The sequence below is a fragment of the Insulibacter thermoxylanivorax genome, assembly GCF_015472005.1.
GTDB classification, from domain to species: domain Bacteria; phylum Bacillota; class Bacilli; order Paenibacillales; family DA-C8; genus Insulibacter; species Insulibacter thermoxylanivorax.
This window is the reverse complement of the sequence record NZ_BMAQ01000008.1, coordinates 24,174-37,021: the sequence shown is the minus strand read 5'-3', so window position 1 is coordinate 37,021 and position 12,848 is coordinate 24,174. Positions and strand designations below refer to the sequence as shown.

Sequence of the window (12,848 nt, the reverse complement as noted above, 5' to 3'; positions counted from 1 at the left end):
GGCAGACATATGAAACGACAGACATAATCGTCTTGGCGTGCGAGACGTTAATCATTGTCGTCTCAGTCGCGCCGGACCGGTGCTGCCGCGGATGATTAACCTCGACATAAGCTCTGTGCGCTTCCTCATCGATTATGTCCCCGTGCATGATGCGGATTGAAGAACCCTCGCTGTTATGAAACGGGCTTCATTTTTTGTCTACATTATAAAAATCCCTCTACATTGTCAATTTCTACACATTATCAATCGATATATTCGTTCTCCTGCTCATGCTCCATGGAGCCAACCATCCTCATCCCGAAAAACAACAGAAGCCGCACTCCCAGCTAGCGCGGCTTCTCTGGTTTCCATCATCCCAATTTGTCAGTACTCCAGTCCCCACTGCTCCCGCAGCGCATCCATCGTCCGCATGATCTCCAGCGTCTCCGCCAGCGGCATGACCGGGCTCTCCAGCAACCCTTCACGCAGACACCGCATCGCCTCTTCCGCTTCGAAGAGGTAGCCGCGGGTTTCCCTCTTGTCCTTGAAGGAGATATCTGCGCCATCAGCGCGGCGCAGGAAGGCTTCCCTTGCAGCCAGGAAGTTCGGCACATGGATATAGCCGGAAGTCCCGTAGATATAGGCTTCGTTACGCATCATGAGGCGTACGCCGCCGTTTAGCAGCGCCGTGCGGTCGCCGTCATAGACGAACAGCGCGGAGAAGCGCTCATCTACGCCCGTCGCACCGATATGGGCGGAGCTGGCGATGCGATCCGGCTGTTTGCCGAATACCATGGAAGCGAAGGAGATCGGGTAGATCCCCGCATCAAGGAGCGAACCCCCGCCGAGCTCCTTGTTCAGCAGGCGATGCTCCGGCTGCCAGCCGATATCGAAGCTGAAGTTGGCAGTGACGGACTTGATCTCCCCGATCTCGCCCGTTTCGATCCATTTCCTTACCTGCACGATCGCCGGCAGATAACGGGTCCACATCGCTTCCATCAGGAAGACGTTGTTCTCCCTCGCCGTCTGGATCAACTCCTCGGCTTCGGCGGCATTCATGGTGAAGGGTTTCTCACACAGCACAGCCTTGCCGGCACGCAGACAGCGCAGCGCGCAGTCCTTGTGCATCGGATGCAGCGTGCCGATATATACGATATCGATATCGGGATCAGCTGCAAAATCTTCATAATTGTCATAGGCGCGCGGGATGCCGTATTCAGCGGCGAAGCTCTTCGCCCGTTCTGCCGATTGCGATGCCACAGCGACGAGTTCGACGCCTTGCGCATGCTTCAGATCGGAGGCGAACTTGCCGGAGATCCAGCCCGCTCCCATGATCCCCCAGCGGATGTTGCGATCTGCCATCACTCTCATCTCCTCACAAGCGGCTTGTCACAAGACAAGCCGGCAATAGGTGTACGCTTATGTGATCTCTATGCTGATGATCTATCAGCTAGAATGCCATTACGATGCCTCTCTCATTCGCATACAGAGAACTTACGCCGTTCGTCGGCATCACGATGATCTCTTTGAACGGAAAACGGCTCATGATCGCGTCCTGCAGCTTCTCAGCGAGACTCGGATTGTTGCAATGGGTGATCACCATGCTCTCGCCTTCCAATTGACGTCCGCTGTTTGCAACGAGGTCGATCAGTTTGCTGATGATCTGTTTCTCCCCGCGCGCCTGGCCGTACATGACGATGTTTCCGTCCCCGTCCGATCCCATGATCGGGCGAATGTGGAGGATGGAGATGATCTTGCCCGCGATTTTGTTCAGACGTCCATTCTTCACTAAGTTGTCTATATTGTCCAACACGAAATAGGTCTTCATATCCTTGATGAAGCTCTCCAGCTTTGTGACGATCTCAGACTTGTGCAGCTTCTCATCGAGCATCCTGCGCAGCTTAACAGCGAGCAGCACTTGTCCGGCAGATGCGCTCTTCGAGTCGAACACGTGAACATCCGCATTCGGATCCTCATCTTCTGCCATGCGCTTGCCAAGCATCGCGCTTGTATAAGAACTCGAGAGATTGCTGGACAAGGTGATGGCAAACGACGTGCGCGCACCTCGGAAAGCCTCTTGATACAGTACAGGGGACGGTGCAGCAGAGCCGACCCGGCCCGTACAGTTCTTCATCCGCTGCATGAAGTCGATCAGATTCAGCTTCTCATCATCTACATAACTTTCTTCGCCAAGCGTCAAAGTGAGCGGGACCGTTGTCACCTGCATGCGTTCCCTGTACTCCGGCGTCAAATCACAGCAGCTGTCCACGATAATCTTGTAATCCATATTACTTTCCTCAACTTTCCATAATACAAATAATGAATAGGTTCATTATAACCGATCAGCCGGAGAAAGCATAGGACAAAAAACAAGCATGACCGATTCACGCCTTTTTTTCCGTCAATTTTCCGTTACCGCCAGCATCGCATAACAGACAAAGCAATGGCAAGCGCAACAACATGCTTTACAGCAGCTGTATGAACGCAGTTGCATGAGCTGCAGTATGTGTAACAGCACGCGCAGGTATATGCGCTGCAGCTTCCAATACCATGCACTACAGTACCGCTGCGCATGCACTACAGTATACGCTGCAGCATGCCACCAGCCTTTCACCCAGTTGCTGCATCCCCACATCCTTCGCTAACGGAACTACAGTGCGCTATTTCGTCAAAAAGCGGGGCTTCCTAAATCTAACGGAACTACAGTGCGCTATTCACCGTAAATCCATAGGAGAAAGCCCCATTTCAACGAAATAACGCACCCACGTTCCGTTAGCTCGGAAAATTCGCTCGATACAGCAAAATAAGGTCTCTCAGTTCCGTTGGGCACGAATCAATCTCCGTTTAACCGCCCTGCCGAAACCACAGCAACTGCTGCAACTGCTCGATCAGCCTTTCCAACCTTCGCTAAGGTGAAATTTTCATATGAAAATGTTGCTAATTATTAAGGATTACTCCTTGTTAAGCAGATGTTACAATGAGTGAGAGCGCTTTCACAGGAAATTTCTATACTATAAGGAAAGGAGCAAGAGCATGAAATCGTTCCGTAGTAAAACCCTCATGCTAACCATCACAACGATGCTGCTCGCATCCTTGTTCATGGGCAGCAGCGTGTTCGCAGCAGAGCAGACTAAGTCTCCAATGCAACAGTATGTCGAGGCGATGCAGCCGGGTTGGAATCTGGGGAACACCTTCGATTCGGTAGGTCTCGGCGGTTCCGAAGATCCTGCTTCCGAAGACGAGACAGCTTGGGGCAATCCTAACGTCACCCGCGAGCAGATCGCGTGGATCGCCGATCAGGGATTCAAGAGCATCCGCATCCCGATCACCTTCGACGCCAAGACAGGTCCGGCACCGGAGTATGTCGTGGATCCGGCTTACTTGGAGCGCCTGGCCGAAGTGGTGAATTGGTCCCTGGATGAAGGTCTGTACGTCATGATTAATATGCACCATGATTCCTGGATCTGGGTAAACGGCATGGGTGAGAATCATGACGATGTGCTCGCCCGCTTCGAGGCCATCTGGACCCAAGTGGCTGGTCACTTCAAGGACTACCCGCGTGAGTTGATGTTCGAAAGCATCAATGAACCGCAGTTCTACGGCGAACAGTCGGGCAAATCCCACCAGGAGCTGCTTGATACATTAAACCTTTCCTTCTATAACATCGTTAGAGCATCCGGCGGAAACAACGCCGATCGTCCGCTTGTTCTGCCGACCCTGTATACCAACGCAGGTCAAGAACATTTGGATGCGCTGAAGTCTTTCATCGAAGACTTGAATGATCCGCATATTATCGCAACGATCCACTATTATGGTTTCTGGCCGTTCAGCGTCAACATCGCCGGGCATACCACCTTCGACGAAACCACAAGGGATGATATCCATCAGAACTTCGATCGTCTGTATGATACCTTCGTATCCCAAGGCATCCCGGTGATCATCGGTGAATTCGGCCTGTTAGGTTTCGACCAGCATACCGGCACGATTGAACAGGGCGAGAAACTGAAATTCTTCGCGTACATGCTCAACTATGCGCAAGACAAAGGCCTCACCCATATGCTGTGGGATAACGGCCAGCACTTCAACCGCCGCACCTTCGAATGGAACGATCCGCAGCTGTACGAATGGATGCGGGAGAGCTGGAGAGGCCGCTCCGCTGTAGGTATGACGGATCTCGTCTTCGTGAAGAAGGGCGGGGAAGTCGAAGACGTCACGATCCCGTTCGAGATGAACGGCAGACGCTTCATGATGCTCACTATCGGTGAACAGCCGCTTAAGATGAAGCAGGATTTCCGTTTCAACCGCCAGACGGGCGTGATCACGCTGAACGCCGACCTGCTGGAGCGATTAACCGCATCGGGTGAATTCGGTGAACAAGCGAGATTGACGACCTATTTCAACCTGGGTGCGCCTTGGACTTTCCGCGTGATCTACTACGACACGCCGGTATTCGGAGCAGCGGAAGGCACAACGGTGGACTTCGCGATTCCTGTCCAATATAACGGCGATCTGCTGGCAACGATGGAAGCTTACTATGAAGACGGAAGCTTCGCGGGTCCGCAGAACTGGACGCCGTTCAAGGAATTCTCCTACACCTTCGAACCGAATTATGAGGAGAACACTCTGATCTTAAAGCCGAACTTCTTCAACGAAACGGAAGATGGCGTTGTAAACTTGAAGTTCCACTTCTGGAGCGGAGAAGTATTGGAGTACACGATCACGAAGGACGGCGACTACGTCACCGGCCAACCAGTAACGAACTAATTACGAAACAACATAGTGGATTTGAGAATTCAATGTGTTCAATTGATGATATAGTGGATAAATTGTGAATTTATTGATTGATGAATTGGTAAATTCATGGTGAATTTCTTCTTGACAAACGCTTACCGCCGCTCCTCTCAATGTTTACTATAAAACCCCCAACGAACCAGACGGTTGGTTGGGGGTATTTTTTTGTTGACCAGAAGGTTCATGATGCTATAATAGTTCCATTCATCTTACAGCTGTATGGAAGATCGTCTTCGATCCACAAGATAAAAAATAAAAACCAGAACGGACACCACAGACAACCACAACATAACAACATGTTGATGAAGGAGCTGCTATGAGAGAGAGATTATCTTGGAGAGATACCATCTGGATTGGATTCATGTTATTCGCCCTGTTCTTCGGAGCCGGCAACCTCGTCTTCCCGCCGATGCTGGGACAAGCCGCGGGAACCAATGTATGGCTGGCTAATCTCGGCTTCCTCATCACGGGCGTCGGACTGCCGCTGATCTGCGTGATGGCCATCGGTTATTCAGGCAAACCGGATCTTATGTCTCTTGCCAGCCGCGTGCACCCGATCTTCGGCGTAGTCTATACGACGGTCTTGTATCTGACGATCGGACCGCTCTTTGCGATGCCGCGGACGGGCAGCGTCGCCTTCGAGATCACTTTCAAACCCTTCTTGTCCGAAGCATCAGAGCCCATCCTGCTGTTCATCGTGACAGTTCTCTTCTTCGCCGTCAGCTGCCTCTGCTCGCTGAATCCATCGCGGATCATCGATATTGTAGGCAAGATGCTTACGCCGGCCCTCCTGCTCTTCCTGCTGTTGCTGGCAATCGCTGTGATCGCACAGCCGCTCGGGCCGCTGCAGCGGCCGCAGAGCAATTATGCCGAACAGGCTTTCTATAACGGATTCCAGGAAGGCTATCTGACGATGGATGCGCTGGCCGCCTTCGTATTCGGCATCATCGTGATCGATGCGATCAAAGCCCGGGGAGCAGGTTCGAACAAACGGATCTTATTCGCCTGTCTGAAAGCCACGCTGCTCTCAGCAACGATCTTGGGGCTGATCTACTCCGTACTTTCCTATATCGGCGCATCAAGTACTGCAGCACTGGGCGTACAGGAGAACGGCGCCGCCATCTTAACGAAGGTATCCGACGCCTACTTCGGAACCTACGGCAGCATCGTGCTAGGAGGCATCGTGCTGCTGGCCTGTTTGACGACGAGCATCGGTCTGACGACATCCTGCAGCACCTATCTCCACCGGCTGATCCCAGCAGTCTCGTACCGCACCTATGCCGTCGGATTGTCGGTGTTCAGCGCAGCCCTTGCCAACTTCGGACTCTCGGAGCTGATCTCGATCTCCGTGCCGGTGCTGACGATCCTCTATCCGCTGGCGATCGTCCTCGCCGTCCTGACTTTCCTGCATCCCTTGTACCGAGGGAAACGCCCGGTCTACATCGGCAGCCTGCTGCTGACATTCCTCTTCAGCTTGATCCATGTAATCGGACAAGCTGATCTTCCAACATATGGGGTCCACGAATACCTGAAGACACATCTTCCCCTGTACAAACAAGGATTGGGGTGGACCATCCCCGCAGCTGTCGGCGCCTTGCTCGGTCTCATGTTGACATGGACCGGGATCGGCAGCCGGGCGCAGGATTGATCCACCCCAATGCGGTGGGACAACGAATCGCTTCAGAGCGGATCAAGGTCTCGCCGCGAACCCACCAATCCGCTCCAGAGCAAATGATCCCTCGTTCGAAGCTTACTTCAGTGAGTATCATGTTTTAGCTCGAGGCATTACCTCAGTTCGAATCATGCCTCAGTTCGCGAATTATGCCTCAAAACGGAACCAAGCGAAGTTGAAGTTGGAGCCTGGCAGGAAGATGAAGTTCACCTTCTGCATGCCGGCTACGCGCTCCAGTTCAAAGGTCCGCTCCACATAGCCGTCGGACTGGGTGAACTCGACGAGCTGGTTGCTCTCTCCGCCGTCACCCGAGAAGCGGATGTGGATCGTGTTCTTATCGATCGGCGAATGACCGCAGATGACGATCTTCGATACCCCCTGCTCCCCGAAGTCCATGCCAGAGAATTCAAGGGATACGTTGTTGCCGATGCCTTCAACACGGTTCTCGCGGATCTCGAAGGTATCGCCGTAGATCCGGTCGCTCTCCCCTGCGGCATTGCGCTCGAAGGCGCGATTCAGCCGCTCGAAGGAGAAGCCCTTGATATGAATCTTGGATTGCGTCACGAAGCTGATCGTCGCGATGCCCTTAACTCTGCGCTTCAAACGGAACTTTTCTTCTTGATAGACGTTCCAGATCGGCTCCTTCTGATAGATGACATCCGCAAGCAGCTCGCTGCCTTCCTCGCCCGGCATCCCTTCCCAGATCTGAATCGGGTATTCCTCATTGGACAGAGCGAAGATCGGGATCGTGATCGTGTCAGAGCCGTATGGACCGAAGTCGATGTTGCTGAAGCCGACCACTGTTTCTCCGTCACGGGCAGTTGCGACGCCGCGCTCGTTGCCGCTGCCGACTTCCCCTCGGCTGAGGTCATACAATCCTCCGGCGATGAAGCCGTAAGGATCTTTGTAGGCTACGCCGAGTCCCGTTGCTTCAAATTCCAGCTGCGAGATCAGCTTGGTCTTGTCGGTGCCGTTCTTGCTCGTGCAGCGGACGCGGAAGCTGCCATCGCCTAGCGCCGTGATCTTCGCTTCCAACCCATTCGCTTCTACCTTCGCGATATTGGACTCGATGCCCGCGTCGTTGACCACGCTCCATTCAACGTCTTGGTAGCTGGCATCCGCCGGATGCAGCTTCGCGCGGACGATGATCTCCCGCTTCGTCGGATCCAGCTTCTGGCCGGATTCACTGATGATCTCGATCTTGCGCACCGGGATCTCATCTGCCGAGCCCATCACGATCGGCATATCGGTATTCGCCATCCGTGCAGTCACTCCTGCGACAGCTTCAGGCACTGCCTGCAGCGACTCGAACTTGATCACCGCCGGCTCCATGCCTTTGGAAGTGACCTTCACTTCGATATCGCCCGGCTCTAATGTCGCGCCGATGATCGCCATCAGCTTGCCGCTGAACAGACGGCGGCTTAGGCCTTTGTACTGATCGTAGTCCGTGCTGTCACCGTTATCTAGACCCAGCAGGCGGCCAGCTCCCGTAACTTCCACACGCACGCGGTTGTTCGCATTCTCCACGGGGTTGCCCTGCTCGTCCTCCATGCTGATCTCGAGGAAGATCAGGTCTCTGCCGTCCGCCAGCATCTGCACTTTGTCCGCTTGCAGGCGGATCTTCTTCGCATCGCCGAAGGAACGGCGCACGTGCGTTGCGATAACCTTCCCTTCTTCGTCATAAGCGATCGCCTTGAGCTCGCCCGGTTCATAAGGAACCTTCCACCAGCCGACCAGCTGCGTGCCGCTCTTATGCTCCGGCTCGAAGGTGCCGATCGTCTTGCCGTTCAGCTGCAGTTCGATCTTCGGCGCATTGGAAGCCACGCGCACGTCGATGATCTGCCCGACATTAAAATCCCAATAAGGAAAGATATGAATCATCGGTTTCGTCTTGTAATCGGTCCAGCCCGATTGATAGACATAGTAGCTGTCCTTCGGGAAGGTCGCCGTGTCGATCTGGCCGAAATAGGAGTTTTTCGTATGGTAAGGCGTCGGTTCACCGATATAGTCAAAACCAGTCCAGATGAACTGACCGAGGGAATACGGCGTATCCCGCTCTGCGAGGATACATGCTTCTGTCGATTTGGCTCCCCAGCTCGTCGTGCTGTTGCCGAGAGCCGAGCATTGCTCATCGTCGTCAGCCAGGATCGGCACTTCGTATGGGAAGTGGTACACCCCGCGGCTCTGAACGACGGAACCCGTCTCGCTGCCGTAGATCACCCAATCTGGATGCTCTTTGTGGTGCTCGTCGTAATATTTTTCCCCATAGTTGTATCCTGCGATCTTCACGATATCCGCACACTTCTGAGCGTTCTCCCACGGCATATAGTTCGAGCCGATCGTCACCCGTGCGTTCATCTTCGGGTCATGCTTCAGCACTTCTTCCATCAGCCTGCGGGTGATCTTCTGTCCTCGCTCGTCGGCATGGGTGTCATAGATCTCGTTGCCGATGCTCCACATGATCAGGCTCGGATGATTGCGGTCGCGGCGCACCCAGCTTCTAACGTCTGCCGGCATCCATTCCGGGAAGAAGCGGGCATAGTCGTACTTCGTCTTCGGCCGCTCCCACATATCGAAGGCTTCCGAGACGACCAAGAAACCCATCTCATCAGCCAGATCCATGAGTTCCTTGGCAGGCATGTTGTGAGCCGTACGGATCGCGTTGACGCCCATGTCCTTCAGGATGTGGAATCTTCTGCGCAGCGCATTCACATTGAAGGCAGCGCCCAGGGCGCCCAAGTCGTGGTGTTCGCATACGCCGTTCAGCTTCATTTTCTTGCCGTTGAGGATGAAGCCTTCATCCGGATCCATCACGACATGACGGAACCCGATGTTCGTCGTGATGACTTCGATCGGCTGCGCATTGGCTGCCGATGTTTCTGCAGCTGTTTCTGCCAATTTGCCGGCCGTGCCTGTCACCAGCATCAGTTCCGTAACCAGCTGATACAGCTCCGGTGTATCGGGACTCCAGAGCTTCGGATCAGTTACCATCAGCTTCGTGCTGTTGGTGAGGAAACCGCCGCCTTGCGGCGCTTTGATGTCCTCCTGCACCTGGGTAATCGTCTGATCCCCCTTCTTCAAAGTATGGATCAGCAGTGCATCCTCGAAAAGATTCAATTCCGTATCGATCTCTACTGTCCATTCAGCTCCATCCCAGCCGTCCCCGAGCTTCTTCGCAGAAACGTAGATCCCGTCGGTTGGGATATGGCTGCGGTCACGCAGTTTCAACCATACATTGCGGTAGATCCCGGCACCGGAGTACCAGCGGCTGTTCGGGCTTTGGTGCACGACCTTGACGAGGATCTCGTTATCCCCATCCTTCAGTGCTTCAGTGATATCATGTTCAAAAGCCGAATACCCATACTTCCACTCTCCGACGAATTCGCCGTTCACATAGACGGACGAATCCATGTAGACACCGTCGAAATGAAGCAGCACCTGCTCATGCTCCCGCTTCGTATAATTCAGTTTGCGGCGGTACCAGCCGATGCTGTTCTCATAGAGGTCCAATGTGTTATAGATCAGCCAGTCATGGGGCAAGTCCACAGGGGTGAAAGTCAGACCTTCCGACGATTGCACGTCCAGACCGCTCTTGGCAAATTCCCAGCCGTCATTGAATAGAATCTTGCGGTTCATGTATCCACCTTCTCTCATCGTTCATTGTTCGCACCGTTTGGTTCGCTTGATGGCATTTCTCCTGTTCGTTCACGATCATGGTATCATGCCCATTGAACGAACTCTGCCCGCCTTTCTATACCTCTTTTCATGAGATAATTTGTTATTCTAGGTGCGGGTATTCGGCTGTGCAGGGCAGAGCCTGTGACTTGGGACGTCAGTTTATTCCGCCTCATGCACCAGTCCCGCCTTTACACGCACTGAATCGGCATTATTTGTCGTCTCACGCGCGGTTTCTGCGTCGCACGCAGCTGAGACGACAATAAATATCGTCTCATTCGCTGTCTCTGCATCGACGCAGCTGAGACAACAATAAGCATCGTCTCATGCACGGTTCCTGCCTCGCACGCAGCTGAGACGACAATAAGCATCGTCTCACGATCATCTGCCCTCACCACGAACCGTCCTCACATGCCAGTCCACCGACACACCTTCGCGTCTCCAAGTCCTCTGCTGGGACCATCCTCTCACCGCGTCACATCCATTCAATCTACCGCACCACATCAATCCAATATCGGCAGATCATTTTACCGCTGAAGAAAGTCTTATTCTCCAGCATCCCGCCGCATTTCTCAATCAACTTCCGGGCAGCATCGTTATGCTCATCGCAGGTAAGGAGCAACCTTTCTATACCTAATTCCTTAGCTTTCCCCATTGCCATCTCCAGCATGCGGGTGCCGTAACCGAGCCTGCGCGCACTCGGTCTGATGCCGATCCCGATATGGCCGCCGATTTTGAGCAGATGCTCATTCAACCGATGCCTGATGTTCACCGCGCCAAGCACCTCTCCTGAGCCATTAACAAGCCAGTAAGTAGAACTGTTTACCGTTTTTTTTGCACCCGTCGGCTGGACTTTCATATCATGCAGGATCTTCAGATATTCCGCGAAGTTCGAATGATCCATTCGCAGCACGAAGGGCTCCATCTTCTCCCCCGCAGCCTCCCATTCCCGGATCATCTCCGAGTACGCCTCTTGATCGCGAAGCGAAGGCTCAACCAGCCTCAATTCCGACTCTTGATCAGCCGGCGATCTCCGCATGGAGTAATCGCCTGTCACCGTAATCACCTGCCTTACAAGCTCTCGTATTGCTAGAAAGCATAGCCCGCTCCCCTCATCCTGTCAACGGAACAATCAACATCGACACCTGTCCAACCACAAGCAACCATCAGCATCGACAAGATCATCAGCACCGCCTTCTTTCATCAACACCAACACCATCTTCAAACCTGACACCATCATCACCCCGACATCATCATCAAACCCGACACCATTATCAACACCGGCCACACATGAAATCCGGATCAACAATCTAGCATTGTTCCATATTTATATACTCTTATTCCATTCGCTCAGCAGCTGGAATCGCGTACAATGAAATGGACGAAACTTCATACCAACACCCATAAAAGGAGGATGAATCATGAGCAAAATCACTTTTTTAGGAGCAGGAAGCACCGTGTTCGCTAAGAACATTCTAGGAGATGTGATGCTCACTCCGGCTCTGCAAGGATTCGAACTAGCATTATTCGATATCGATCACGAGCGACTGAACGATTCTTATCAGATGTTGGAGAACCTGAAACAAACAACGGGCTCCACATGCCGAGTCAAAGCCTATACCGATCGCAAAGAAGCGCTCCGCGGCGCCAAGTATGTGATCAACGCGATTCAAGTCGGCGGCTACGACCCATGTACGATCACTGACTTCGAAGTGCCCAAACGCTACGGTCTGCGGCAGACGATCGGCGATACCGTCGGCATCGGAGGCATTTTCCGCAATCTTAGAACGATCCCTGTGATGCTTGACTTTGCAAGGGATATCCAGGAGGTCTGCCCAGACGCCCTGTTCTTGAATTACACCAATCCGATGGCCGTGCTCACCAATGTTATGATCACCCACGGCGGTGTGAAAACTGTCGGACTCTGTCACAGCGTGCAGATCTGCGTACCGTTCTTGTTTCGCGACCTCGGCATGGATCCGGAGGGCGTACAGGCGAAGATCGCCGGCATCAACCATATGGCATGGCTTCTAGAAGTAACGAAGGACGGCGTGGACCTGTATCCAGAGATCAAGCGGCGCGCAGCCGAGAAACAAAAACAACCCCACCATGACATGGTGCGCTACGAGATCATGTTCAAATTCGGTTACTATGTAACGGAATCCTCCGAGCATAACGCGGAGTATCATCCGTATTTTATCAAGCGCAGCTATCCGGAGCTGATCGAGAAGCTGAACATCCCGCTCGATGAATATCCGCGCCGCTGCGTCGCTCAGATCGAGGGCTGGAAGAAGATGCGGGATGATCTCGTGAACAATAAGCAGCTCACCCACGAGCGTACGAACGAATATGCATCCTACATCATGGAAGCGATCGAAACGAACGTGCCGTTCAGAATCGCCGGCAATGTGATGAACACCGGCTTGATCACCAATCTGCCGTCCAATGCCTGCGTAGAAGTTCCCTGCTTAGTCGACCGCAACGGCATCCAGCCGACGTATGTTGGTGCACTGCCGCCGCAGCTGGCTGCGCTCAATATGACGAATATCAATACGCAGCTGCTGACGATCGAAGCGGCCATTACCGGCAAGAAAGAACATATCTATCACGCAGCCATGCTCGATCCTCATACCGCTTCGGAACTTTCACTGGACGATATTGTCTCCTTGTGCGATGATATGATTGAAGCTCATGGGGATTGGCTGCCGAAGTTTACTTAATATGCATTGAA

Annotated in this window: 8 protein-coding genes; 3 read left to right on the top strand and 5 right to left on the bottom strand. The window is 53.3% G+C overall.

Going from position 1 to position 12,848, the window contains the following annotated elements; genetic code table 11:
• Window positions 1-363: 363 nt before the first annotated feature.
• Together PRECH8_RS05745 and PRECH8_RS05740 are read right to left on the bottom strand one after the other, a co-directional pair.
• Window positions 364-1,341, bottom strand: coding sequence for a Gfo/Idh/MocA family protein (locus PRECH8_RS05745; protein WP_200966144.1), 978 nt, complete (start codon window positions 1,339-1,341; stop codon window positions 364-366).
• Window positions 1,342-1,429: 88 nt separating this feature from the next.
• A complete protein-coding gene (locus PRECH8_RS05740; RefSeq protein ID WP_200966143.1) occupies window positions 1,430-2,266 on the bottom strand; it encodes a DegV family protein in 837 nt (278 codons plus the stop codon).
• A 773-nt stretch (window positions 2,267-3,039) separates the two neighbouring features.
• Between PRECH8_RS05740 and PRECH8_RS05735 the strand changes: the two genes are divergently transcribed.
• Entirely contained in the window at window positions 3,040-4,743 is a 1,704-nt protein-coding gene (locus PRECH8_RS05735; protein WP_242457453.1) for a cellulase family glycosylhydrolase, read from the top strand.
• Between the two features lie 343 nt (window positions 4,744-5,086).
• Window positions 5,087-6,418 (top strand): branched-chain amino acid transport system II carrier protein, encoded by a 1,332-nt coding sequence (brnQ, locus tag PRECH8_RS05730; protein ID WP_200966141.1) that lies wholly within the window; start codon window positions 5,087-5,089, stop codon window positions 6,416-6,418.
• 171 nt (window positions 6,419-6,589) lie between these two features.
• Here the strand turns inward: brnQ and PRECH8_RS05725 are convergent, their stop codons facing one another.
• From PRECH8_RS05725 to PRECH8_RS05715, 3 genes are all read right to left on the bottom strand, one after another.
• Window positions 6,590-10,078 (bottom strand): glycoside hydrolase family 2 TIM barrel-domain containing protein, encoded by a 3,489-nt coding sequence (locus PRECH8_RS05725; RefSeq protein ID WP_200966140.1) that lies wholly within the window; start codon window positions 10,076-10,078, stop codon window positions 6,590-6,592.
• 529 nt (window positions 10,079-10,607) lie between these two features.
• Window positions 10,608-11,183, bottom strand: a complete 576-nt coding sequence (locus tag PRECH8_RS05720) for a GNAT family N-acetyltransferase (RefSeq protein WP_207161771.1) — start codon at window positions 11,181-11,183, stop codon at window positions 10,608-10,610.
• Window positions 11,184-11,249: 66 nt separating this feature from the next.
• The gene (locus tag PRECH8_RS05715; protein ID WP_200966138.1) at window positions 11,250-11,405 is read right to left on the bottom strand and encodes a hypothetical protein; all 156 of its coding nucleotides are present in this window, start codon (window positions 11,403-11,405) and stop codon (window positions 11,250-11,252) included.
• A gap of 133 nt (window positions 11,406-11,538) precedes the next feature.
• Here PRECH8_RS05715 and PRECH8_RS05710 point away from each other — a divergent pair, with 133 nt between their 5' ends.
• Window positions 11,539-12,837 (top strand): alpha-glucosidase/alpha-galactosidase, encoded by a 1,299-nt coding sequence (locus tag PRECH8_RS05710; protein ID WP_200966137.1) that lies wholly within the window; start codon window positions 11,539-11,541, stop codon window positions 12,835-12,837.
• The last annotated feature ends 11 nt before the right edge of the window (window positions 12,838-12,848 follow it).